Annotated in this window: 24 protein-coding genes, 6 tRNA genes and 1 rRNA gene; 1 reads left to right on the top strand and 30 read right to left on the bottom strand. The window is 54.0% G+C overall.

The features are described from left to right. Positions 1 to 198: 198 nt before the first annotated feature. Positions 199 to 507, top strand: a complete 309-nt coding sequence (gene sda / locus FHS18_RS34650) for a sporulation histidine kinase inhibitor Sda (protein WP_246427911.1) — start codon at positions 199 to 201, stop codon at positions 505 to 507. Positions 508 to 599: 92 nt separating this feature from the next. On the opposite strand, the gene FHS18_RS25780 is transcribed toward sda, so the two are convergent. From FHS18_RS25780 to FHS18_RS25635, 30 genes are all read right to left on the bottom strand, one after another. After that, the gene (locus FHS18_RS25780; RefSeq protein WP_183603270.1) at positions 600 to 1,412 is read right to left on the bottom strand and encodes an SIMPL domain-containing protein; all 813 of its coding nucleotides are present in this window, start codon (positions 1,410 to 1,412) and stop codon (positions 600 to 602) included. A gap of 365 nt (positions 1,413 to 1,777) precedes the next feature. After that, a complete protein-coding gene (locus tag FHS18_RS25775) occupies positions 1,778 to 2,047 on the bottom strand; it encodes an HPr family phosphocarrier protein (protein ID WP_090583454.1) in 270 nt (89 codons plus the stop codon). 104 nt (positions 2,048 to 2,151) lie between these two features. Then, on the bottom strand, positions 2,152 to 3,081 hold the full coding sequence (gene whiA / locus FHS18_RS25770) for a DNA-binding protein WhiA (RefSeq protein WP_183603269.1): 930 nt from the start codon (positions 3,079 to 3,081) through the stop codon (positions 2,152 to 2,154). A gap of 9 nt (positions 3,082 to 3,090) precedes the next feature. After that, positions 3,091 to 4,083, bottom strand: a complete 993-nt coding sequence (locus tag FHS18_RS25765; RefSeq protein ID WP_183603268.1) for a gluconeogenesis factor YvcK family protein — start codon at positions 4,081 to 4,083, stop codon at positions 3,091 to 3,093. Between the two features lie 10 nt (positions 4,084 to 4,093). Further along, positions 4,094 to 4,981, bottom strand: a complete 888-nt coding sequence (rapZ, locus tag FHS18_RS25760) for an RNase adapter RapZ (protein ID WP_183603267.1) — start codon at positions 4,979 to 4,981, stop codon at positions 4,094 to 4,096. A gap of 107 nt (positions 4,982 to 5,088) precedes the next feature. Further along, positions 5,089 to 6,039, bottom strand: a complete 951-nt coding sequence (locus FHS18_RS25755; protein WP_183603266.1) for an ROK family glucokinase — start codon at positions 6,037 to 6,039, stop codon at positions 5,089 to 5,091. Positions 6,040 to 6,257: 218 nt separating this feature from the next. After that, positions 6,258 to 7,205: a thioredoxin-disulfide reductase gene (gene trxB, locus FHS18_RS25750; protein ID WP_183603265.1), complete on the bottom strand. Its 948-nt coding sequence runs from the start codon at positions 7,203 to 7,205 to the stop codon at positions 6,258 to 6,260. Between the two features lie 112 nt (positions 7,206 to 7,317). Next, positions 7,318 to 9,069 carry a tetratricopeptide repeat protein gene (locus tag FHS18_RS25745; RefSeq protein WP_183603264.1) on the bottom strand — a complete coding sequence of 584 codons (1,752 nt, stop codon included), beginning with the start codon at positions 9,067 to 9,069 and terminating at the stop codon, positions 7,318 to 7,320. 261 nt (positions 9,070 to 9,330) lie between these two features. After that, a complete protein-coding gene (locus FHS18_RS25740) occupies positions 9,331 to 10,281 on the bottom strand; it encodes a ribose-phosphate diphosphokinase (protein ID WP_183603263.1) in 951 nt (316 codons plus the stop codon). 103 nt (positions 10,282 to 10,384) lie between these two features. After that, a complete protein-coding gene (hisJ, locus tag FHS18_RS25735) occupies positions 10,385 to 11,191 on the bottom strand; it encodes a histidinol-phosphatase HisJ (protein ID WP_183603262.1) in 807 nt (268 codons plus the stop codon). 168 nt (positions 11,192 to 11,359) lie between these two features. Next, on the bottom strand, positions 11,360 to 12,052 hold the full coding sequence (hisIE, locus tag FHS18_RS25730; protein WP_183603261.1) for a bifunctional phosphoribosyl-AMP cyclohydrolase/phosphoribosyl-ATP diphosphatase HisIE: 693 nt from the start codon (positions 12,050 to 12,052) through the stop codon (positions 11,360 to 11,362). Beyond that, entirely contained in the window at positions 12,049 to 12,807 is a 759-nt protein-coding gene (gene hisF, locus FHS18_RS25725) for an imidazole glycerol phosphate synthase subunit HisF (protein WP_183603260.1), read from the bottom strand. Before hisF ends, hisIE begins: the two co-directional genes overlap by 4 nt. An 89-nt stretch (positions 12,808 to 12,896) precedes the next feature. After that, complete coding sequence (hisH, locus tag FHS18_RS25720; protein WP_183603259.1) at positions 12,897 to 13,505, bottom strand: imidazole glycerol phosphate synthase subunit HisH; 609 nt, start codon at positions 13,503 to 13,505, stop codon at positions 12,897 to 12,899. A gap of 1 nt (position 13,506) precedes the next feature. Beyond that, positions 13,507 to 14,106, bottom strand: coding sequence for an imidazoleglycerol-phosphate dehydratase HisB (hisB, locus tag FHS18_RS25715; protein WP_183603258.1), 600 nt, complete (start codon positions 14,104 to 14,106; stop codon positions 13,507 to 13,509). Between the two features lie 51 nt (positions 14,107 to 14,157). After that, on the bottom strand, positions 14,158 to 15,444 hold the full coding sequence (gene hisD, locus FHS18_RS25710; protein ID WP_183603257.1) for a histidinol dehydrogenase: 1,287 nt from the start codon (positions 15,442 to 15,444) through the stop codon (positions 14,158 to 14,160). A gap of 90 nt (positions 15,445 to 15,534) precedes the next feature. Next, positions 15,535 to 16,191: an ATP phosphoribosyltransferase gene (gene hisG / locus FHS18_RS25705; RefSeq protein ID WP_183603256.1), complete on the bottom strand. Its 657-nt coding sequence runs from the start codon at positions 16,189 to 16,191 to the stop codon at positions 15,535 to 15,537. 3 nt (positions 16,192 to 16,194) lie between these two features. Further along, positions 16,195 to 17,409: an ATP phosphoribosyltransferase regulatory subunit gene (locus tag FHS18_RS25700; RefSeq protein WP_183603255.1), complete on the bottom strand. Its 1,215-nt coding sequence runs from the start codon at positions 17,407 to 17,409 to the stop codon at positions 16,195 to 16,197. Positions 17,410 to 17,696: 287 nt separating this feature from the next. After that, a complete protein-coding gene (locus FHS18_RS25695; protein ID WP_183603254.1) occupies positions 17,697 to 18,185 on the bottom strand; it encodes an acyltransferase in 489 nt (162 codons plus the stop codon). After that, positions 18,178 to 18,849: an HAD-IA family hydrolase gene (locus FHS18_RS25690; RefSeq protein ID WP_183603253.1), complete on the bottom strand. Its 672-nt coding sequence runs from the start codon at positions 18,847 to 18,849 to the stop codon at positions 18,178 to 18,180. Before FHS18_RS25690 ends, FHS18_RS25695 begins: the two co-directional genes overlap by 8 nt. A 7-nt stretch (positions 18,850 to 18,856) precedes the next feature. Beyond that, complete coding sequence (gene lgt / locus FHS18_RS25685; RefSeq protein WP_183603252.1) at positions 18,857 to 19,882, bottom strand: prolipoprotein diacylglyceryl transferase; 1,026 nt, start codon at positions 19,880 to 19,882, stop codon at positions 18,857 to 18,859. Between the two features lie 18 nt (positions 19,883 to 19,900). After that, complete coding sequence (gene hprK / locus FHS18_RS25680; RefSeq protein ID WP_183603251.1) at positions 19,901 to 20,839, bottom strand: HPr(Ser) kinase/phosphatase; 939 nt, start codon at positions 20,837 to 20,839, stop codon at positions 19,901 to 19,903. Between the two features lie 254 nt (positions 20,840 to 21,093). Next, entirely contained in the window at positions 21,094 to 22,215 is a 1,122-nt protein-coding gene (locus FHS18_RS25675; RefSeq protein WP_183603250.1) for an ABC transporter ATP-binding protein, read from the bottom strand. 91 nt (positions 22,216 to 22,306) lie between these two features. Continuing rightward, positions 22,307 to 23,452 (bottom strand): PucR family transcriptional regulator, encoded by a 1,146-nt coding sequence (locus FHS18_RS25670; protein WP_246427910.1) that lies wholly within the window; start codon positions 23,450 to 23,452, stop codon positions 22,307 to 22,309. A gap of 163 nt (positions 23,453 to 23,615) precedes the next feature. Then, a tRNA-Lys gene (locus FHS18_RS25665) sits at positions 23,616 to 23,691 on the bottom strand. 11 nt (positions 23,692 to 23,702) lie between these two features. Then, a tRNA-Tyr gene (locus tag FHS18_RS25660) sits at positions 23,703 to 23,788 on the bottom strand. A gap of 31 nt (positions 23,789 to 23,819) precedes the next feature. Beyond that, positions 23,820 to 23,895 (bottom strand) — tRNA-Phe (locus FHS18_RS25655). A gap of 16 nt (positions 23,896 to 23,911) precedes the next feature. Then, positions 23,912 to 23,988 (bottom strand) — tRNA-Asp (locus tag FHS18_RS25650). Between the two features lie 13 nt (positions 23,989 to 24,001). Beyond that, a tRNA-Val gene (locus tag FHS18_RS25645) sits at positions 24,002 to 24,077 on the bottom strand. Positions 24,078 to 24,084: 7 nt separating this feature from the next. Further along, positions 24,085 to 24,161, bottom strand: a tRNA-Met gene (locus FHS18_RS25640). Between the two features lie 199 nt (positions 24,162 to 24,360). Further along, positions 24,361 to 24,454, bottom strand: a 23S ribosomal RNA gene (locus tag FHS18_RS25635); the annotation flags it as partial.

Genomic DNA, 24,454 nt, shown 5'->3' with positions numbered 1-24,454 from the left:
CTTTTTGCGTTCCATGAACTCCTCTATTATGACTCCGCCTCACCTCAATTATCACACATTCCTCCATTTGTCAACACAAATTCAACTGATTCAAATCTTAACGACGCTGTGTAGTTTTCATGTTACGATATACTAAATAGTTCCAATTCCATTGCTACACCCGACTATCAAATCTAATAATTACGGAGTTGCTTGGTTATGAATCGATCCCAGTCTACGGCTAATGCGCATAACTTCATAGAACACGAGTCCGAGAACTCACTTTATGGCGAGTATCCGTCCGGTTTCGGCGCTTCCTTCGCACGAGAATCGGATGATGCGCCACAAGAGAAGATGAACGTTTACCTGCCGATGCAGGATAAGTCGCTTCTGCTCCGTCCATTAAGCGATACCCATCTGCTGGAGGTCTATCATGAGGCCAAAGCGATGCGTCTTTCCAGCGAATTCATTGCCCTGATCGAACAGGCCATCGTTCAACGCGGCATCCAGTTGAAGGACGACCTGTAAGCCTCTTATTGCTGGCCTCCTGCCAGCAGCGCCGAATGCACGCACAAAAGAAAAGGCAGATGCCTCGTGGCATCTGCCTTTTGTCATGCGCATTATTGCATTTCGTACGAAACCGTCACATCGGTCGAGACCGTAATTTCGCCTGCTTGGACCGACGATGTCGCTTTGTCTGCCGTTGCGGCCTCCATCATGACGTTGCCTTGGAAGATCGGCGAACTGCTTACATTGCCTTGCGTGATATTGACTACTTGCTTCACGCTTCTACCTGCTGCCTTAGCCAGCGTCTCCGCCTTCACCTTCGCGTTCGCCATTGCTTTCTCCATTGCTTGCAGTTCGTATTGTTCCTGCTTCTCCGTATCGAAGCGAACACCGTCAATCCGATTCGCCCCCGCTGCCGACAAGTTATCCAACATAGCGCCGATCTGGGTCAGATCGCGAACGGTAACCTCAACCATATTCGTCGCCGTATAGCTGACCACTTTGCTAGTACCGTCCTTCTCGTTGTACTGATACTGCGGCTGTACGTAGAAACTCGTCGTCTGCACGTCCTTTTTCGACAGCTTGTATGTGGTGTACAGCATTTGGTCGATGGCCGCGAAGGCTTTCGCATTCAGTGACTGCGCTTCCTTCGCCGTGGTCGCTCTCGTCTCGACGCCTAGCGTAATATAAGCCACATCCGGAGTCACTTTAATCTGGCCCTGACCCGCTACCGTAATGATGCCCCGCTGAGCCGCTACCGTCTCCGCTGCTTGTACGCTTGGCGCAGGACTGCTCACGCCAACGATTGCGCCGATGCCGATTGCCGCCGCTAGTGCCGGCACGAGCAGAATGGCGACTTTCTTCCCTTTGCTGCCGTTACTGTTTTGCCCCACATGCTCCCGCAGTTCTGACCCTAATTTGCGCATGGAATCACCCTTTTCACCGTTTGACCTCTTGACGCTCGTCTTCCTAGTATTGTTGCATTCGTCTTAACTTAATCTTTAGGAAAATGAAAAAGATCCATCGCAAACCAATCACTTCGGTGAATGCTGCATTCCCTATCTTCCGATAGTGAACGCAAACCAATCACTTACGGTGAATGCTGCATTCCCTATCTTCCGATAGTGAACGCAAACCAATCACTTCGGTGAATGCTGCATTCCCTGTCTCCCGACAGTGAACGCAAACCAATCACCGGGAATAGCAAAAAAGCCCTCCTAAGAGGACTTTCCACAGAATGAAACGCATCGCACCGCTAATTACAACGCGATTGCCGTCTCACTATGCTGCATTATTGGTTCTCCAGCTCTTCCTTGCTGACCAAATTGACTAAAGCGGTTACAGCCTGATCGGCATCCGAACCTTCTGCGCTGATCGTCACCTCTGTACCGGAGCTGATGGCCAGGCTCATAATACCCATAATCGATTTCGCGTTCACTTTCTTATCGTCCTTCTCCACGAAGACCTCAGACGAGAACTTATTCGCTTCTTGTACGAAAAGTGCCGCCGGTCTTGCATGGAGACCTGTTTTGAGACGAACGACAACCGGGTGCCTTGTCATCGAAACTACCCCCTATACGAAATTCAATCGTGCGATTCACGAGTGCAAAACGTCATTTTATTCAACATTATATCACTTTTCTTGCATGTACACTAGTCTTACGCCTAGCTGCCACGCAACTTTTCCGCAAGCTCATCGATTTTGCGCAACCGATGATTAACGCCCGACTTGCTCACCTTGCCTTTGAGCATCTCGCCGACTTCCTTCAAGTTCATGTCGGGATGCAGCAGACGAATCTCCGCCACCTCGCGAAGCTTATCCGGCAGGCTGTCGAGGCCTACTTGACGCTGAAGCAACTTTATATTATCGATTTGCCGCACAGCGGCGCCAATCGTTTTATTCAAATTCGCCGTCTCGCAATTGACGATCCGGTTCACGGAATTGCGCATATCGCGCATAATGCGGACATCCTCAAACTTGAACAGGGCTTGGTGAGCGCCAATGATATTGAGCAGCTCAATGATCTTCTCGCCCTCTTTCATGTAGAAAATGTACCCTTTCTTCCGCTCAATGCAACGAGCGTTCAAATCGAACTTGTTCGCAAGCCCGACAAGCGCCTCGCAATGCTCCTCATACATGCAGGCAATCTCTAGATGATAGGAGGAACCTTCCGGGTTGTTGACCGATCCGCCAGCCAGGAACGCACCGCGCAAGTAGGAGCGCTTACAGCACGATTTGCGAATCATTTCCTTGTCGATTCCTTGATTGAACATAAAGCCTTGAGATACGATATTGAGCTCGCTCAAAATTTCTTGAACACCTACGGGAATGCGCACAATATACACATTGTTCTTCTTCAGACGCATTTTCTTCCGGACAAGCAGCTCTGTATGTACCGCGAACCGCTTCTTGATCAGCGAATAGATCCGTCTTGCGATCGCTGCATTCTCGGTCGAGATATCAAGAATGACCTTTCGACTGGAGAGCGAAACAGAGCCATTCATTCGGATGAGGGCTGATAGTTCCGCCATTTCACAGCACGGGTCCGCTTCGATCAGGGTTAATTCTTTTTTGGTCTGCGCTGCAAAAGACATCTGCTATTCTCACCTCTTCCGGCTCATCCAGTTCTCGACGAGCTGATAAATATGATGGCTTAACCTCGCTGCGTCATGCCGCAAGTAAGTCCGGAACAGTACCAGCCTATCGGCAATGACCTGATAGCCCCGCCGCTGTACTTCCTCTAGATCGAGGTGTACGGCCTGCGCGCCCATCTCGGCATATTTCTCCTGCACCTGCGGAGGGATTTCACCATCATTCACAATGATGTAATCAAACAAGTGATGCCCGATATGCGCGTGCACCGCATCCAGATGGTCGCTCACGGAATAATTGTCCGTCTCGCCGGGCTGTGTCATCACGTTGCAGACGAACAGCTTCACGGCATCCGATGCGACGATCGATTCCGCCAGCTTAGGGACCAGCAAATTCGGAATAATACTTGTATAAAGGCTGCCGGGCCCAATCAGGATCGCGTCCGCTTCACGGATCGCCTCGACCGCTTCCTCGAGCGGCTCCACATGCTCCGGCTCGATAAATACGCGCTTGATCGCCTGACCTGCCTTCGGAATATTCGACTCTCCGGATACGATCGAACCGTCCGCCATCTCCGCATGGAGCACAATTGCCTGGCCGGCCGCCGGCAGGACGCGCCCACGAACGGCTAGCACGCGGCTTAGCTCGCGAATGCCGGTTACAAAATCGCCAGAGATATCCGTCATCGCAGCGAGCATCAGATTCCCTAGGCTATGCCCGGCAAGCCCTGTACCGCTATTGAAGCGATACTGCAGCATGTTCCCCAGCAGCGGTTCGACATCGGCCAAGGCAATAAGGACGTTGCGGATATCGCCGGGCGGCGGCATCTGCAACTCGTTGCGCAAGATCCCCGAGCTTCCCCCATCATCTGCTACGGTAACGATCGCGGTAATATCAAGCGGTTTTTCCTTTAGACCGCGCAGCATGACGGACAAACCCGTACCGCCGCCAATGACGACGATACGAGGCAAACGTTCTTCTTTCGCAGCTCGTTTTTGCTTCATCCGCTCACCTCTAATGCCGGTCGCGATCGGAATCGCGATGGCTCACTCGTACGGTCTCGGTATCGCTCGCGCCAAGCATACGGCCGAGGTATTCTGCGATAGCGACCGAGCGGTGTTTGCCGCCTGTACAGCCGATACCGATCACGACCTGGCTCTTGCCTTCCTTGCGATACTGCGGAATCAGGAATTGGAGCATATCGAGCAGCTTCGTCAGGAACGTCTGGGTTTCCGGCCATTTCATGACGTAATCGTACACTTCCGCATCCTGCCCCGTATTCGGGCGCAGATGCTCCACATAGTGCGGATTCGGAAGAAAGCGAACGTCATAGATAAGATCCGCGTCGATCGGAATGCCGTACTTGAAGCCGAAGGATGTGATGTTTACCGAGATCGAGCTCTGGTCCGCATTGGTGAAATGCGACATGATCCGATCCTTCAGCTGCAGCGGTTTGAGCGTGCTCGTATCGATCACTTGCGTCGCCATGCCCTTCAAATCTTCAAGCAGACGGCGCTCGTGCTGTATGCCCTCGAGCGGCAGACCTTCCGGCGCGAGCGGATGCCGCCTGCGGCTTTCTTTGTAACGCTGGACGAGAACGCCGTCGGTCGCATCCAGGAACAGAATTTCATAGCCGATCGTATAATGATCCTTCAAGTAGCTTAGCGATTCCGACAACGCCGTGAAGAATTCGCGGCCGCGCAAGTCGATCACGAGCGCAACTTTGCCGATCTTGCCGTTCGACTGCTCGATCAGCTCAGCAAACTTCGGGATAAGCACCGGGGGCAAGTTGTCGACGCAGAAAAAGCCGAGGTCCTCGAGGCTCTGCACCGCGATTGTTTTACCCGCGCCGGACATCCCTGTAATGATGACCAGTCTCGCCATCGCTGTTCCCGCTTCCATCGTCGATCCCTCCTAAGTTAACCATCATCCAAATTCACGATGCGTACCGTACTTGTATGAAGAATGAATAAGAACCAAATCTATATCCGCTGCAGCAGTTCCTCGTTCTAGGAACGAATAATCAGACCCGCTGCGCCTACAACGCCTGCGTTATTGCCCAAGATAGCAGGCACGATCTCGACGCCCTCAACCGCAACTTCCGGCGTTGCCTTCTGGAACACTTCACGAATTTGCTCGAACAGGAACTCGCCTGCCTTGGATACGCCGCCGCCGATGATGAAGCGCTGCGGGTTAAGTACGACTGCGACCGCTGCCATCGATTTGCCCAGGTAGAATGCAGCGCGCGCCACGATCCGGCTTGCCACTTCGTCGCCGGCTTTGGCTGCGTCGATGACGTCTTTAGCCATAATATTCGGCACGAACGAGAGCGATGTCCGGTCACCGCGTTCTACGGCGTCTTTTGCCATGCGAATAATGCCTGTCGCCGACGATACCGTCTCCAGGCAGCCCATTTTGCCGCAGCCGCATTGGATCGCTTCGAGGTCAGGAACGATGGACATATGGCCAAGCTCGCCAGCCATGCCGTTGAACCCTTCTACGATACGGCCGCCGATGATAATGCCGCCGCCTACGCCTGTTCCGAGCGTGTAGCATACGCAGTGGTCTACGCCGCGTCCTGCGCCAGCCCATGCTTCGCCGAGCGCCGCTACGTTCGCATCATTGTTGACGAGTACTTTTTTGCCAAGACGCTCCTCGAGGAATGCCTTCAGCGGTACATTGCGGAAGCCCAGGTTCGGGGAGAATTTGATAATACCGTTCGGAATGTCGAGAAATCCGGCAACTCCGATGCCGACGCCTTCTACTTGATCCCAGCTGTAAGGGGATTGCTCCACGATAAGACGCGCGTAATTGGCAATGTTGTTGCAAATCGCGTCCGAGCCCTTCTCCGTTTCGGTCGGGCCTTCATACGTATGAAGCAGCTCACCGTTCAAATCGCAAATACCCACTTTAATCGCTGTGCCGCCGATATCGACGCCTACTACAATCTTCTCAGACATGAATAAAGCCACCTCTACTATAATGGTTGGGGTGCTGCTTTCCCCACTATAAGTTACGCCCTTTCAGGCGGTCAAGCATCTCGCAGGGATACATTCCGATGAATCTGCCCGCAGCATTCGGACGTGAAACGACGCTGCCTGTCATCCGGGCAGCGTCAACGTAAAGCCTTCGGGCAAGCGTAACCCTCCCGCTTCGAACGCAGCGTCAGAAGGATCGATTAGAGCGATTGGCTCCAATCGTGAACGGCATGCCCTTCCAGATACTTCTCGCAATCGAGCGCCGCCATACAGCCGCTTCCCGCTGCCGTAATGGCCTGCCGATACTTTGTATCCTGCACATCGCCGCATGCGAAGATGCCCGGAATACTCGTCTCGCTCGTTCCCGGCTTCGTAATCAGATAGCCGGTCTCGTCAACCTCCAACTGTCTGCCGAGAAACTTCGTGTTCGGAGTATGGCCGATCGCGATGAAGACGCCGCTTGCTTCAATGACTTCCTCTTGACCGCTCTCGTTATTGCGTACCTTAAGCCCCGTAACGCCCATCGGTCCTGCTACAACTTCGAGCGGCGTCCGGTTCAGCGACCAAGTCACCTTGCTGTTCTCACGGGCGCGGTCCTGCATAATCTTCGAGGCGCGCATCTCTTGACGGCGATGGACAAGCACCACTTCGGATGCGAAGCGCGTCAGGAAGTTCGCCTCCTCCATCGCCGAGTCGCCGCCGCCGACGACGATGATCTTCTTCCCGCGGAAGAAGAAACCGTCGCAGGTTGCGCAAGTGCTGACGCCGCGTCCTACGTTCTCGCGCTCGTTCGGAATCCCCAAATATTTGGCCGATGCGCCGGTCGATATGATGAGCGCCTCTGCTTGCAGTTCGCCTTGGCCTTCTACCTGAAGCGTGAACGGCCGTTTCGACGTGTCGACGGAATTCACCCATCCGGTGCGGAACTCCGCGCCGAAGCGCTCTGCTTGCTTCCGCATATTCGCCATGAGATCAGGTCCCATAATCCCCTCGGGGAAACCCGGGAAGTTCTCGACCTCTGTCGTCGTCGTCAATTGTCCGCCGGGCTCAGGTCCTTCAATTACGAGCGGTTTCATGTTGGCCCGCGCCAGATAGATGGCGGCCGTTAATCCGGCTGGACCTGTTCCAATAATAATCGCTTTATACATCGAAGTAGCCTCCTTTGCATTCGGTTCTTTGAGGGACGTTCCTGCTGCAGATTGCCTCTCTTAAACGGTAAAGCCTTATCCCTTGAACCACGGGGAATCCTGCTCAGCAGGATTATGATTCGTTACTCGTTTCGGAGAGTGCGGGGAAGACCATTTTCATTTTCTCCTTAATCCCGCAAATTTCATCAATTCGTTTGGCGCATTTGCTTACCGTGGCAATCGAAGTGCCGTAACGCTGCGATACTTCATGATACGAAATCGTTCTGCGGTGCATTTTCGCCGTCAAATATTCGAGCGCAGCTGCCCAAGCTTCCACTTTGCCGAGCTTCGGCACATCGGGATACACCCTCGACAGGAATTCGATCCACAAGGTCAAGAGATCATGCTGCTGCACCAAATCGTACTGCTTATTCATCCGGCTAAGCGCGGCCTCGAGCACATCTTGCCACTTCTCTTCCCAGACCGGAAGGCGCGACGGCATTCGGCTATGCTCGATGATCGTCTCCTGCCCTTCGAGAATCGCATTCAGCGATTCGTGAACACCCATCGAACGCAAGACGAAGATCGCGATCCGCTTCAGATAGTCGTCTTCCTGCGCCTCCTGAATAAAGGACTTGAGCGCGTCTTTCACTTCATTGTCCGCAATCATGCCGAGCGCTTGAATCACTTGCAGCTTCGTGCTCCGATCGCCGTGGCGCAGCGCCCAGAAGAACGACGAACGCACGAGCGGATCCCGCTTCAGGTGATCCGGCAGCGCCTCGCTCGACTTCTCCCATAGCTTGAACTGCTCTTCGAACGGCAGATGGTAGTGATAGCTGGCCGTGGCCATCTCACCGCCGCCCCGAACGCGTTCCACCAGCTCGAGATAATAGTCAGGCACGTTCGACTTCGGATCCAGCTTACCGGCTTGTATCCAGTGCCGCTCCGCTTCATCCATCCGACCCATGTTCCATGCCGCTACAGCCGTATAGTGGTACAAGCAGGCATCGGCGCGCAGAGCGCCTTCCCGCATCAGCCGGGCAAAATGACGGTACGCTTCGCCGTGCTCGCCCAAGATGCCCATCGTGGTCGCCATCTTGAACACATGCTCCTGGTGGAAAGGCACCATTTTGCACAGCTGCACAACGAGCGGACGAAGCGCCTCCTCATTGCTCTCATGCTGATAGAAAATCGCCAAATTGCACAGCGCGTGCAAATTGCCGGGTTCAATCGCGAGCACTTCTTGGATCGCTGCCATCGCCTTGTCGAAGATGCCCATGTAATAATAGGCCAACGCCAAATTGTTGCGTGCTGCAAGGAATTCCCCATTCTTCTCGACAATGCTCTCGAGCAGGCGGACCGCCTCCACGAACTTGCCTTCCTCCAGCATCGCCCTTGCCTGGTCATGCTCGAAATAACCTTCGCGCGCCTTGACCGACGCAAGCTTCATTGGACGCTCCAACTCATAATGAAGCAGCTCCATCATCTCTTCGGCTTCCTCCAGGAACTGGCCTTCGGCGTCCAGCTCCAGATAGCGGATGAGCGCATCCTCGGCGGATTCATACTGCTCCATGTTGGCAAAATTGTTCGCCATATAGAAATGGCATTCCGTCATTTCCGGATCGAGTTCATCGACAACGCGTTTCAAGACACGGTTGGATTCCTCGTAATTGCCCATCTCCGATAGAATCCCTGCCATATTGCAATGGTTAACCGGATTGTCCGGCTCGTACTCCACCGCGCGGCGGAAATACTTCAGTGCCTTGTCATAATGATATCGATCCAGCGAGCGCACGGCTCGCTCGAAAAAGAACGTCGCGTCCCAATGAACCGGTATCACATTCGTTTTATGACTACCTGAAGCCGCACGTTTCCTCTCTTTCATTCGCAAGGCACCTCCCCGGTACATCATCAAAGTTGCTACGATTATACCATAGCACGGCCTATCCATACACGAAAGAATAATGTGGCAAAAACGCGGACGTAGCCCGTCGTTCCAAAGCCCGCATCACTGCAAGCCCTCCTCTTCGCAAGCACATGTCTTGCTGAAGTGAAGCCTTGCAGCCTGCTGCCTGATACGCATAGTGGCTCGTCCGCGATTTTCTGTAGTGCTTCATAGCGGTGTTCTTGCGGCGATAACTGCCGCTTAGATACCCGCGTTTTTGAATAGCGTACTGATTGATCCGCCCTCGATAATGATGCGGACAGTCTCAGCAAGAATCGGTGCGACAGACAATACCGTGAACCGGTCCGAACGATTGTCCGGCAGGGCGATAGAGTCGGTAACGACAACTTCCTTAATATTCGGATGGTCCAATCGCTGTAGGGCAGGACCCGAGAACAGCGGGTGGGTCGCACAGACGTATACGTCATGCGCTCCGCGCTCCTTCAGTCCTTCTACCACGTTGACGATGGTTGTACCGGTATCAATCAAGTCCTCGATGATGATCGGCGTCTGGCCTTCAACGTCGCCAATAACGTGCGTGATGATGGACTCGTTATGGGCCGGGCGCTTCTTGATCATGATTGCAAACGGCGCATCAAGATAGTTGGCGAGCTTCTCGGCCGTCGAAGCGCGTCCCGCATCCGGGGATACGACGACCGGATTCGGAATGTCCTTCAGTTTCAAGTAGTCGCTGATCAAGTCAAGACCGGTCAGATGATCGACTGGGATGTTGAAGAAGCCCTGGATAGCTGGAGCATGAAGGTCGATCGTCACGACACGCGTAGCGCCGACCGTGCTCAGAACGTCCGCAAGCATTTTCGCCGAGATCGGCTCGCGCGGTGCTGCTTTGCGTTCTTGACGTGCATAGCCGTAGTAAGGCACAACAATATTCACCGTGCGCGCCGATGCGCGTTTTGCGGCGTCAATCATGACTAGCAGCTCGACAAAATGATCATTGATCGGATGCGAGAACGATTGTACAAGGAACACGTCGCAGTTACGGATCGTTTCCTCGTAGTGAACATAAATCTCGCCGCTTTTGAAACGGGACACTTTAATTTTACCGAGACCAATGCCGAGTTCGGCAGCGATATTCTCGGCAAGCTTCGGATTCGACGAACCCGAAAAAATTCGCACCTTGTCGCTAAACATGATACCCTCCTGAGCGATTAGACCACTTAATTTACTTAATTTGCATGTTATTAAACGTAGCTTTGTTTCGACATTCTCCATTATACATGGAATTCATAATAATTCAAAAATCGACCATGATTCGTTTTCGGCCCTCATACGTAGCCAGCTGCGTAAATCCGACTTCTTTCAGCACCATACGCGCTTCATCTAAATATTGTCCGAGCCGTTCCGGCTGATGCGCATCGGAGCCGATCGTCAGCGGAATGCCGAGCGCAAGCGCGTTCTCAAGCATTCTGCGGCTCGGGAACATCTCCGCCACCGGCATTCTTAGGCCGGAGGCATTCAGCTCGATGGCCAGATTGTTCGCCTTCACTGCCGCGAGCGCCGCGTCCTCTAGATGGGTAACATCGGCATCCGGCTTGAAGCCGAAGCGCTTAATCACGTCGATATGGCCGATATAATCATAGAATCCGGTTGCGCATGCTTTCTGGACCGCATCATAGTATTGCTCATAGACCGCCAGTTTGTCTTTGCCTTCCCACTCATGCGTCTGGCGGAAGTCAGAAATGTCCCATGTCCCGAGGAAATGAACCGAGCCGATGACATAGTCCCAGGGATACGCCTTCACGATCCGTTCAATCGCTTCCTCGGAGCCTTCGATATAGTCTCCCTCTAAGCCGACGCGAATATCAATCTGGCCTTTATATTTTTCTTTCAGCGAGAAAGCCTCTTCCACGTATCGCGGCAGCTCTTCCATGGCCATTGCCATCTCGGGATAATAAGTCGCCGGATCCACGTGCAGGAGCGGCATATGATCGGATAATCCAAGCTGATCAAGACCGATGGCGACGCCCTGCTTCACGTACTCCTCTAGCGTCCCGACCGCATGGCCGCAGCGTACATGATGCGTATGGTAGTCGATTTTCATAGGCAAATGACCCCCTTCAATTCAGTTACAGGTAAAGCTTTAAGTGAGCACAGGAAGCTTTATTCTTGCGTCGCTGCTTGTTGCCAAAGCACGCCCATCTACCTCTAGACGCACGTAAAACCGAGCTTGCGCGTAATTGCGGGCTCGGCTTGCGTTCTAAGGCTTTGGTTATTTGGCTTGGCTTTGAGCGTACTCCGATTTCTGCTTGCCATGACGGCGGCCTAGTTCGGCGAGCACGTCGTCGAGCGGCAGCCCCCGCTCGCGTAACAGCACCATCAGGTGGAAGATGAGGTCGCTCGTCTCGTAACGAAGCTCGTCCAGATCCGCATTCTTCGCCGCGATAATGACTTCGGACGCTTCCTCGCCGACCTTCTTCAGAATCTTATCGACGCCATGTTCGAATAGATAAGTCGTATAGGCGCCTTCCGGGCGCTCGGCTTGACGCGATGCAATGACGCTCTCCAGTTGATTCAGCACAGCGAACCGATCGGCTTGCGCCGCAGCCGTCGCGGCCTGAACCGCTTCGCTCTCCATGGCGTTGTAGAAGCAGCTGTAGCTGCCGGTATGGCAAGCCGGGCCTTGCTGCTCCACGCGCACGAGCAGCGTATCTCCGTCGCAGTCATACGACATCGATACAATGCGCTGCGTATGGCCGCTCGTCGCGCCTTTATTCCACAGCTCGTTGCGCGAACGGCTCCAGAACCAGGTCGTGCCCGATTCCAGCGACTTCGCCAAGGATTCCTTATTCATATACGCAAGCATCAGCACTTCTTTGCTGCCGCTGTCCTGCACGACGGCCGGCACAAGGCCGCTTGCGTCCCATTTGATTTGCTGCACCAGCGTTTCGACGTTCTGACTCATCGAACCTCGACTCCTTTTTTGCGCAGATCGTCCTTCACATCCGCGATCGTCAGTTCCTTATAGTGAAAAATAGTAGCCGCCAGGCCCGCATCCGCGCGGCCCGCTTCGAACACGTCGGCAAAATGTTCGACTCTTCCCGCCCCGCCGGAGGCAATGACCGGGATCCCGAGCGAATCCGATACCGCACGGGTCAGCTTGATGTCGAAGCCATCCTTCGTGCCGTCCGCATCCATGCTCGTGAGCAGAATCTCGCCTGCGCCAAGGCGCTCGACCTCTTGCGCCCAAGCGAGCGCCTTGATGCCCGTCGCTTTGCGTCCGCCGTGCGTATACACTTCCCACTCGCCCCATTCCGGGTTGAAGCGTGCATCGATCGCGACGACGATGCATTGCGAGCCGAACTTCCTCGCCCCGTCCTTCACGAGCGTGGGATTCACGACAGCGGCCGTGTTGATGCCAATCTTGTCCGCGCCGGCGCGCAGCAGCCGCTTCATGTCGTCGACATGGGCAATGCCCCCGCCCACCGTGAACGGAATCGTGATCTCGCCTGCAGTCTTGCGCACGACATCGACCATCGTGGCGCGGCCTTCGTGCGAAGCCGATATATCCAGGAATACGAGCTCGTCTGCGCCTTCTTTATCGTAAGTGGACGCCAGCTCCACCGGGTCGCCCGCATCGCGCAGATTGACGAAATTAACACCTTTGACCACGCGTCCGTCCTTGACGTCCAGGCATGGAATAATCCGTTTGGCCAGCATAACGCGGCCACCTCCTATTCGACAGCTGCATGCCCGCTTCTCCTGATTGCGCGAGCGAGCATGCAGCTTTCATCTTGCTGCTTGGTACTTTAACGCGTCCCGGTTAAGGCGAGGAAGTTGCGCAGCAGCTGCGTGCCGAGCTCCCCGCTCTTCTCCGGATGGAACTGCATGCCGTATACATTGTCGTGCCCGACGATCGCCGTCACCGGCTGATAATAGTCGGTTGTAGCGAGCAGATCGCCTGCGCGCCCCGGTTTCGCATGGAAGGAATGGACGAAGTATACGTGCCCTTCTTCAAGTCCGGTGAACAACGGGCTCTCCTGCTCAAAGCGGAGTTTGTTCCAGCCCATATGCGGAATCTTGTAGTCCCCTTGGAATCGAATGACCGCCCCCGGCAGCAGTGCAAGCCCCTCGTTCACGCCGTGCTCTTCGCTCTGCTCGAACAATAGCTGCATGCCGAGACAAATGCCGAGGAGCGGCTTGCCGGACGCCGCATAGCGTTTGGTCACCGCATCCATTCCCGTGCTGCGCAAGTTCTCCATTGCGTCGCCGAAGGCCCCTACGCCAGGAAGAATCGCGCCGTCTGCGGCCATGATTTCCTGCTCGTCAGACGTGACGACCGCCTCGTACCCGAGACGCTCGACGGCCTTGCTCACGCTATGGAGATTGCCCATGCCGTAATCGATGATCGCGATCATCCTACAGCACTCCTTTCGTCGAAGGCACTCCTTGTACGCGTGGATCGATGCTTGTCGCTTCGTCAAGCGCACGTCCAAGCGCCTTGAATACTGCCTCGATCATATGATGGGTGTTCTGCCCGTAGTGCACGATAACGTGAAGCGTCAGCCGCGCTTCAAGCGCCAGCTTCCAGAGGAACTCATGAACGAGCTCAGTAGAGAAGCTGCCGACCTGCTGGGAAGGATATTGCGCGCGATACTCGAAATGCGGACGTCCCGAGATGTCGATCACGACCTGCGCGAGTGCCTCATCCATCGGCACGAAGACGGAAGCGTAGCGCTTAATGCCGCGTTTGTCGCCCAGTCCTTCCAGGATAGTCTGGCCCAGACAGATACCGATGTCTTCTACCGTGTGGTGGTCATCGATATCGACGTCGCCGCGGGCATCCACGGTCAGATCGAACTGTCCGTGCTTGGTGAACAGATCCAGCATGTGGTTCAGGAAAGGCACATCCGTCTCGATATTCGACGTACCCGTGCCGTCGATTGCGAATGCGAGCTTAATGTCGGTCTCGTTCGTCTTGCGCGCCACCTCGGCTGCGCGAATCACGTTGTCTGCCATGTTCTTGGGCCCTTCTTTCTCTCATATGAAAAATAATTGCACGTTCGTCTCTTAGTTGCCTTCCCGCTCCAGGCGGATTTCGATCGCGCGGGCATGCGCTTCGAGCCCCTCGTGGCGGGCCAGCGTCATAATCTTCTCCCCGTTCGCGAGCAGCGCGTCCTTGCTGTAGTAGATAAGGCTCGATTTCTTCACGAAATCATCCACGTTCACCGGGGAGGAGAAGCGCGCCGTGCCGTTCGTCGGAAGGATGTGGTTCGGTCCCGCAAAATAGTCGCCAACCGGTTCCGAGCTGTACGGTCCGACAAAGATCGCTCCCGCATTCTCGATCCGGCCGAGGATCGACATCGGCTCGTTAACCATAACCTCCAGATGCTCCGGCGCCATCCGATTCACCGCTTCAATCGCTTCATTAAGCGTATCCGCCAGCAATACCGCGCCGTTCGCTTCAATGGATGCACGGGCAATGTCGGCTTTCGGCAGCGTCGCCAGCTGCTTCTCTACCTCAGCGGCCACCGCCTCGCCTAGCTTCGCCGACGTTGTGACCAGAATCGCCGAAGCCATCTCGTCATGCTCGGCCTGCGAGAGCAGATCCGCCGCTACGTAAGCGGCATCGGCCGTATCATCGGCCAACACGACGATCTCGCTCGGTCCGGCAATGCTATCGATATCGACTGCGCCGAATACGGCGCGCTTCGCAAGCGCCACGAAGATATTGCCCGGGCCGGTAATTTTATCGACCGGCGCAATCGTCGCCGTTCCGTAAGCCAGCGCTGCTATTGCCTGCGCGCCGCCGACGCGGTACATCTCTTGGACGCCCGCTTCCGCTGCCGCGACGAGAATGTACGGATCGATACCCGCCTTGCCGCCTGTAGCCGGCGGCGTAACCATGACGATCTCGGGAACCCCTGCCACTTGCGCCGGAATGACGTTCATCAGCACGGAGGACGGGTAAGCCGCTTTGCCGCCGGGTACATAGACGCCGACTCGTTTGAGCGGACGTAGAATCTGACCGAGCATCGTACCGTCCGGCTGTACATCCACCCAGGACTGGCGCATCTGCTTCTCATGGAAGGAACGGATATTGGCCGCCGCCTCGCGGATCGCGACCAGGAAGTCCGCTTCCACATGGTTGTAGGCTTCCTGAATTTCCGCCTCGGTAACGCGTAACTGAGCCGCCTCCAGTTTCACCCGGTCGAACTTCTCCGTATAATCGAGCAGCGCGGCGTCGCCCTTCGTGCGCACCCCTTCGACGATCTGGCTGACCGCCTCGTTCTGCTCTGGTGTTCCATATTCGACTTCGCGTGTTAAGCCGAAGTCCTTCGCACGCAGCGTACGCATGCGTATCGCCCCCTTAAGCTAGCTTCTATGCGATAAAAGTCATGCCGCAGCTAACCCATCGGTTCGCCAGCGGCATCCTCATCTTTTCCCTTATACGCCGGCCTTCGCGCCAATCGTCTGCTGCAGCTTGTCGCACAAGCTCTGGATCGCTTCGTTCTTCATCCGGTAGCTGACCCGGTTCGCGATCAGACGGCTCGTAATGCCGAAGATCGACTCCATCTCGACCAACCCGTTCTCGCGCAGCGTCTGCCCGGTCTCGACCATATCGACGATCCGGTCGGCCAGCCCGATCATCGGCGCAAGCTCGATCGATCCGTTGAGCTTGATTACCTCAACCTGCTGTCCTTGCTCGCGGAAATACTGCGACGCCACGTTCGGATATTTGGTCGCGACGCGCGGATTAATGACCGGCTTCCAGTCCGGCAATGCGATGACCGACATACGGCACTTCGCGATGCCGAGATCCAGCAGCTCATAGACGTCCCGGTTCTCTTCCATCAGCACATCCTTGCCTACGACGCCGATATCCGCTACCCCGTATTCCACATACGTCGGAACATCCACAGGCTTCGCCATAATGAAAGACATGCCCGCCTCCGGCAGCTCGATAATCAGCTTGCGCGTATCGTCAAAGTCGCTAGGGATAGGCAATCCCGCTTCCCGGAACAGCTTCGATGCTTGTTTATAGATCCGTCCCTTGGGCATGGCGACCTTCAATAAATCGTTCCTGCTCGTCTCGATCGTCATCTGTTACGCGCCTCCTTGCTGCACGAACGGTACGAAAGCCGTATAGACCGTTCCTTTATGCGTCCATGACTGCTGATCCGCGGCAAGCTGCGCCGTTTGATCCGTCTCTGCGATGCTCATCTTCTCTGTTACAACGATAGTCCCTTCCGAGCGGAGACGCTGCGCTTCAGCCAGCGCCTTCGCTCGGCCGGATGCATCATAACCGATCAGTACGCGCTCGGTACCGCTCTCGGCATCATCGCCGATCAATTCCAAGATTCGGGTCGTCTTGAGCGCGAAGCCGGTAGCAGGCGCCGGACGGCCGAATTGTTGAATCAGGTTATCATAACGGCCACCGCTAACGACAGGGAAGCCTAGATCGGCCGCATAACCCTCGAAAGTCATGCCGGTGTAATAGGAGAAGTCGCCGATCATCGTCAGATCGATCAGCACGTACTCGCTAACGCCGTAAGCCTTCAGTACATCCCACATCTCGCATAGATGTTGGATCGACGCTTGGGCCGTCGCATCGCGGCTAACTTGCAGCGCCTGATCGCAGATCTCCTGTCCGCCGCGCAGGCGCAGAATGCCTTCCAGCTCGCGCTGTACGGGTTCTGACAGTTGAAGCGACTTCAGACGCTCCCTGTAGCCGACATGATCGCGGCTGAGCAGGCAAGACTTCAGCCCATCCTGGGCATCCGTCAAGCCATGCAGCGTTTCCTGGAACAATCCGTTCAGGAAGCCGACGTGACCGATCGCGATTTTGAAACGATCCACGCCTGCCGCCTTGAGCGAAGCAATCGCAAGCGCCACAACTTCGGCATCGGCTTCTGGCGAAGGATCGCCGACGAGCTCTACGCCTGTCTGGAAGAACTCTGCTTCGCGCCCTGCCTCTTCCTCAATAGCCCGGAACACATTGGCATGGTAAGACAGGCGAAGCGGAAACTCCGCGCCTTTCAACAAAGAAGCAACGACCCGTGCGATCGGCGCCGTCATGTCGGAACGAAGCACCAGCGTCGTGCCGCGCTTGTTCAGCAGCTTAAACAGCTTCTCGTCGGACGTCGAACTTGCGACCCCGACCGTATCGTAATATTCCATCGTTGGCGTAATAATCTGCTCATAGCCCCAAGATTGCATGCAAGCGAGCGCTTGGCGTTCAATCTGGCGCAGCTTCGCGCCTGCATGAGGCAAATAATCTTTAACTCCGATCGGTTTCTCGAACACCTTCGGTTTGGACATTGTCTATTCACCTACATATACTTTAGTGAGTTAATGTACTACCATGTTACCATACTGCCAAAATAAAGTGATTAGTCGTTATAGTACCACGCTACCCATTTTCCGTCAAGATTGCTTCCGCACCTGCCGTACCAATAATGGTCATGTCTTCCGCGCCGCCTCTCCAATTCATGCTGCCATCATAAAATAAAGGACAAACGCGGATGGAGCTAACGCTGCCTCCTTGCTTGTCCTCATTCTTCCCGCTTGATCACGACTTTAAGGCCATTCAGCCCCATAGACTTGGGTTACCCCTTGCCTGCACGAATCAACTGAATCGGATTACCCCCGACGAAATCCCCCGGCGCGACATCCTTATGGACAACGGAGCCCGCCGCTACGACGGCGCCGTCTCCAATGGTCACACCCGGCAGAATCGTCGAGTTCGCGCCGATCATGACGCCCGAGCCGATCAACACATCGCCTAACCGGTATTCGCCGATCAGGTACTCATGCGTCAATATGGTTGTGTTATACCCGATGATCGTGTTATCGCCCACGCGAATCCGCTCGGGGAAGAAGACATCGACCATCACCATCAGCGCGAACGCCGTATGCTTGCCTACCTTCATCCCGAGCATGTTCCGGTAGATCCAATTCTTCACCGGGAGTGACGGGCAATACCGGGAGATTTGGATAAAAACAAAATTTTTCACCGCCTTGAAGCGGCTCACCGTATGGTACACCTGCCACAGCGCATTTGGGCCTTCGACCGGATAGCGCTCTACGTTACGCAAGCGACTCCCTCTCCAGTCCGATCAGCTCGTACAAGTCTCGCATATCGTGGATGATATGCTTAGCGCCGCTCTCCCGCAGAAGTTCCTCGCCTTTCAACGACCATGCAACGCCGACCGGAATACAACCCGCCGCAGCGGCTGCTTGTATATCCACGATGCTGTCGCCTACCATGAGCGTGGTGGACGGATCGGCGCCGAATGCCTCGATACCTTTCAGTACCGGCTCCGGATGCGGTTTCGGATTCGTCACATCGTCGATCGTGACGATCGCATGCGGGGCTACGTAATCGTAGATACCGACATAGCGAAGCCCTTTCTCCGTCGTCAGCCTGATCTTCGTCGTAACGATTCCTTGCTGAATGCCCGCTTCATGGAGACGCTTCATCACTTCGACCACTTGGGGAAATGGCTTAACCAGCTCATCATGGGTACGCAGGTTGAACTCCCGGTACAGAGAGATGAGATGCGACACTTCCTCCTGCTTGGAGAACAGCTGCATCTGCGCCGTCAGCGGCTGTCCCATGCTCGGAATAATGTGATCGCGGCCGAATCCTTCCGGCACGACGCCCTGAAGCGCATGCAGGAAGGATTGGATAATCAATTCGTTCGTATCGAGAATGGTGCCATCCAGGTCGTAGAGCACCGTTGTAATAGATCTTGTCATTCTTCTGCTACTCCTTCGTATTCAGATCCGTCTCATCGTTCGCTTTGTTCGTCCGATCCGCATGCTGAGCTGCTGCCGCATCGGAAGAAGCTGCTTCAGCGCCGGCAGGCATACCGGTTTTGGTCGAGATGATTGGATCGAGGTACCGCGCTTTGGCCAGACCCGTCTGACGGCGGATGATGATCAGCGCGATAGCCCCGATCACGAGGAACAGCGCCAGAAGCTGCGAAATCCGTATATTCCCGTATGCTGGATCCAGATAACCTTGTTCGAAACCAAGAACCGTCATCGGCGACCACAGCGCATCCACGAAGGAAGCGAGCCAGCTTGGTCCATTGAAACCTAAGCTGTCCGTCCGCAGTGCTTCAATAAAGAAGCGACCAATCGAATACCAGATAAAGTAGCTAAACAGCAGTTCGCCTGCACGGAGGAATGGACGGCGACGCAACACCATCAGCACGATAATGCCTACTAAGCTCCACAAAGATTCATACAAGAAGGTTGGATGATGGAAGACGCCTTCCACATTCATTTGATTCACGATCCAGCCCGGCAGATGCAGCGTATCGCGCAGGAAGCTTTCTTCTGCAGGACCTCCGTATGCTTCTTGGTTGACGAAGTTACCCCAACGTCCGATCATTTGACCAGCGAGCAGGCCAGGCGCGCATATATCCGCAATTCGCCAGAAATTGTAGCCTTTATAACGGAAATAAATGAATCCGCATATAAACGCGCCGATCAGCGCGCCATAAATTGCGATACCGCCATTCCACACCGCAAATACGGAGGGAAGGTCATTCTTATATTCGTCCCACTTGAAGGCGACGAAGTAGATGCGAGCGCCAATAATCGCTGACGGCACGCCGAACAGCAGCAAATCCATGAAGAATTCGGGGGATAGGCCGAACCTCTTGCCTTCCTGCACCGCGAGCAGCAAGCCGACGAGCGCTGCCGTCCCCAGGATAATGCCATACCAATGGACCGGGATAGGCCCCAGGTTGAAAGCTATCGATTCCATCTTTAGCGTGAACATGAATGAGGGGCTCCTTTATCAATCAAAATCGTCCGATTCGTCTGCGATCGTCTCCGTCAACTTATTCGTAAACTGCAAGGCAGCGTTGTAGCCCATCCGCTTGAGACGGAAATTCATCGCGGCCACTTCGATAATGACGGCAAGGTTACGTCCAGGACGTACGGGAACCGTGACGATCGGGATATCCGTATCGATAATACGCGTAGTCTCTTCATCCAGGCCCAGACGGTCATATTGCTTATCGGCCTGCCAGTTCTCAAGTCGAATAACGACGCTAATCCGCTTGTTATTCCGCACAGCGCCTGCACCGAACAGCGTCATTACATTAATAATGCCAAGACCCCGGATCTCGAGCAAATGGCGAATCAGCTCCGGAGCTGTGCCGTGCAACTGGCCATCGGAAGTTTGGCGGATCTCAACCGCGTCATCGGCAACCAGTCGATGGCTGCGTTTGACCAGCTCTAGCGCCGTCTCGCTCTTACCAATACCACTGCCGCCCGTAATGAGCATGCCAACGCCATAGACGTCAACGAGTACGCCGTGAATGGTAGCGGAAGGTGCAAGCTTGCGTTCCAGGAAGTTCGTGATCCGGCTGGAAATAATCGTAGTTGCCACGGTGCTCCGCAGCACCGGAATTTCCTTGCGGTTCGACTCCTCGATTAGTTCCTTTGGCGCTTCCAGACCTCTTGTAATGATGAAGCAAGGTGTCTCGTCATGGCATAGACGCTCAATGCGATCCAACCGCTCTTCGCCGTTCAGCGTCTCCATGAACGCCAGCTCAGTCTTACCTAGAATCTGTACCCGTTCACTCGGGAAATAGTGAAAATATCCTGCCATCTCCAAGCCTGGACGATATAAATCATCAACCGTAATGCTTCGGCGCAGTCCGTCTTCTCCGCTCACAATTTCGAGTTGAAACTGCTGGACAAGATCAGACACCTTTACTTTCTTCGCCATCGGTCAGCCTCCTTCACCAAAGCTGCTGCTGCATCTAGCCCACAGTGCCTATGTAGTTTTCCAATGTCTTCATCCTATCGAAAAACAGCACCGAACGCAATGTTCCCGTTACCTGCTTGTCGTGTTACAATTATCGTTTCCCCAATTTAAAGAAGATGTACGAAGCCGCCCACATTATCTTTTGCATACAAGCGCAAAAAAGCAGCCATCCCGTCATCAGGATGGCTGCTTGTCGTCGGCAATTGCCGGATCTATTAGTTCTCGAATACGTTCAGTTCGGACTCTTTGTCGAACACATGAACTTTGTTCATGTCGAACGCAAGCTTAACGTTTGTGCCTTCTTTCAGACCGGAGCGGCCGTCAACACGCGCGATTACCGTGTCTTTACCGAGACCGTTCAGGTACAGGTACATTTCGTGACCGAGGTTCTCGGAAACTTCAACGTGTGCTGTAACGACAGTGTTTGGCGAAGCTTCCAGGAATACTGGCTCTTCATGAAGATCTTCCGGACGGATGCCCAGGATGATCTCTTTGCCAGCGTAGCCTTTTTCGCGAAGCAGTTGTGCTTTGCCTTCCGGCACGACTACGTCTACGCCTGTCGATTTGAAGCGAGTTACTCCGCCTTGCTCAGACAGCGTACCTGTAATGAAGTTCATTGTAGGCGATCCGATGAAGCCTGCAACGAAGATGTTTAATGGATGGTTGTACAGCTCTTCTGGAGAAGCTGCTTGTTGGATGATACCGTCTTTCATAACGACGATACGGTCACCCATCGTCATTGCTTCGATCTGGTCATGCGTTACATAGATAACAGTAGTTTCCAGACGCTTAGCCAGTTTGGAGATTTCCGCGCGCATTTGACCGCGAAGTTTCGCGTCCAAGTTGGAGAGCGGTTCGTCCATCAAGAATACTTGCGGCTCACGTACGATCGCACGGCCGAGGGCAACACGCTGACGTTGACCACCGGAAAGCGCTTTAGGTTTACGGTCAAGCAGATGTTCGATATCTAGAATTTTAGCGGCTTCACGAACGCGTTTGTCGATTTCCGCTTTTTTGAATTTACGAAGTTTAAGGCCGAATGCCATGTTTTGGTACACGTTCATGTGCGGGTACAGGGCGTAGGATTGGAATACCATCGCGATGTCGCGGTCTTTTGGCGCAACGTCGTTCACGAGGCGGTCGCCAATGAACAATTTACCTTCGGAAATTTCTTCGAGACCTGCGATCATACGAAGAGTCGTCGATTTACCGCAACCGGATGGACCGACAAGAACGAGGAACTCCTTGTCCTTAATATCAAGGTTAACGTCTTTAACCGATGCGTTATCCGAACCTGCATATTTTTTGTAAATATGTTCTAAGCGTACACCTGCCATTTGTATTTCCCCCTAACAAATAGTTGTTCTTAACTACACTTATCTTATCTCACAGGCTCAAATGTGACTATGCACAAACTTTACAAAAATCCTACTTCCTTTTCGTCACTTTGTACAATAGCAGGACGATCTTGACGAGTACGGCATCTCCAAACTGACGCACATCGAGTTCGGTCTCCTGCTTCAGCTTGTCCAGCCTGTAGAGAAGCGTATTGCGATGAATGTATAGCTTCTTAGCCGTTTCGCTCACATTACAATCTAAAGAGAAGAAGGTCTCCAGCGTCGTTAAAATTTCCGGCTCCAGAAATACATCCGTCCGCTTAAGCGCTTGTTCCATGAATTTTAACCGCTGCGGCTCGGGGATTGTGCTCAGCAGCCATTCTAATTGAAGCAGCCATGGCAAATGAATATTAGAACCGACATGGAAGGCCCGTCCCAATTGAATTGTTTCCCGAAGTTGCCCCGCTGCTGCCACAAGATCTTTGGTCGGTTGAATCGGCTGCAGGACCGCAAGGTGGCAATCGCCAATCCATTCGCTAGCCAGCATGTCATGAAGACCCGAAGCAATGGAAGCTAGACTTTCCTCCTCCGACTCTTCTTCTTCCTCTTCACGTTCTTCTGTCTGCGCTTCTCGAATAAGGGAGACCGGGCCAAGAATCAGCCATTCCTGCTCTTTAAGCGGTATAAGCAAGATATCCTCCGACAGGAAGGTTCGAAGCAGCTTCTCTAATTCGCTATATCCTGTACGGCTCGCTTCGGCCTGATCACTAATAAGCAAGAAAGGAATCATTGTCGTATACATGCGATTACGTCGAATCAACCGTTCCGGAATTACCGAAGTATGTTCTCCTGTTGTGAGTTGCTGATCGATCCAGCCGCCAAGCTCTCTAACCGTACGCTCGGCATCGGTTAGTCCTGCATACATCGCGGGCTCAGCAGTCCCGGCTATCTGCGTTAAAGTAAACGAGACGAGATTAATCTCCGTGGTCGTCAGACCGCTTCGATCGATCTCCAACACGTCGAGGTTTCTTCCGTCTGCGCTAAGCGCAAACCAAAGCCGGCCATCGCGCAGCGGCAAGCATTCTCCGAGTGTAAACGCATTCTTATTCGGTTGAAAAGAACCTTCCTCCACCTCAAGGGCGGCCTCATTCCAATCTTGAATCGGGATCTGTAACTGATGTACAGGGCGTGCAAGCACACGTTCCAATTGCTCGATCCAGTTCGCTTTACTCATCATTCGCCCCTATCCAAGAGCGACAGCTCTTTGTTTTTAGGACATTGTACCATACATTGACATCGAATTCAGCGAATCAAACCAGTGTGTACAGGATCTAAGGTCATTTCAGATAAAAAAACAAAAAAACCTGTGGAATAATCCACAGGTTTTCATTTCAAAAACATGGTGAGCCATGTAGGACTCGAACCTACGACACCCTGATTAAAAGTCAGGTGCTCTACCAACTGAGCTAATGGCTCTAATATAAAACTGGTGGAGGATGATGGATTCGAACCACCGAACTCGTCAGAGAACAGATTTACAGTCTGCTGCGTTTGGCCACTTCGCTAATCCTCCATGCAATCATGAGGCTTATCCCCACAATAAATGGTGGCTCGGGACGGAATCGAACCGCCGACACGAGGATTTTCAGTCCTCTGCTCTACCAACTGAGCTACCGAGCCAAACTATTTAATTAAATGGCGGAGCCGACGGGATTCGAACCCGCGGTCTCCTGCGTGACAGGCAGGCATGTTAGGCCTCTACACCACGGCTCCGCATTAACTAAAATGGTGGAGGCTGACGGGATCGAACCGCCGACCCTCTGCTTGTAAGGCAGATGCTCTCCCAGCTGAGCTAAGCCTCCATATGTGTGGTAGCGGCGAAGGGACTCGAACCCCCGACCCTCCGGGTATGAACCGAATGCTCTAGCCAGCTGAGCTACACCGCCACAATTCAATCATACTTTCAGGTGAACAGCGTCGCCAAACGCCGCTGTAACTTCAGAAACTAGCTGCACTTGGCAGGTTCATTTCATTCGTCACACCCTGAAAACTGGATACGAAACTTACACCTTTAGCTAGGTTTTTTCGAAGACATTCCTCCGAAGCAAGCGTATGCTTCCGAAGTGAACATTCTCCGAATGTTCTTAGGATAAGCCCTCGACCGATTAGTATTCGTCAGCTGCATGCATTGCTGCACTTCCACCTCGAACCTATCAACCTGGTCGTCTTCCAGGGGTCT

Source organism: Paenibacillus phyllosphaerae (assembly GCF_014192105.1).
Lineage (GTDB): Bacteria > Bacillota > Bacilli > Paenibacillales > Paenibacillaceae > Paenibacillus_Z > Paenibacillus_Z phyllosphaerae.
The sequence above is the reverse complement of the archived record's forward strand: the minus strand, read 5'-3'. Positions and strand labels throughout refer to the sequence as shown.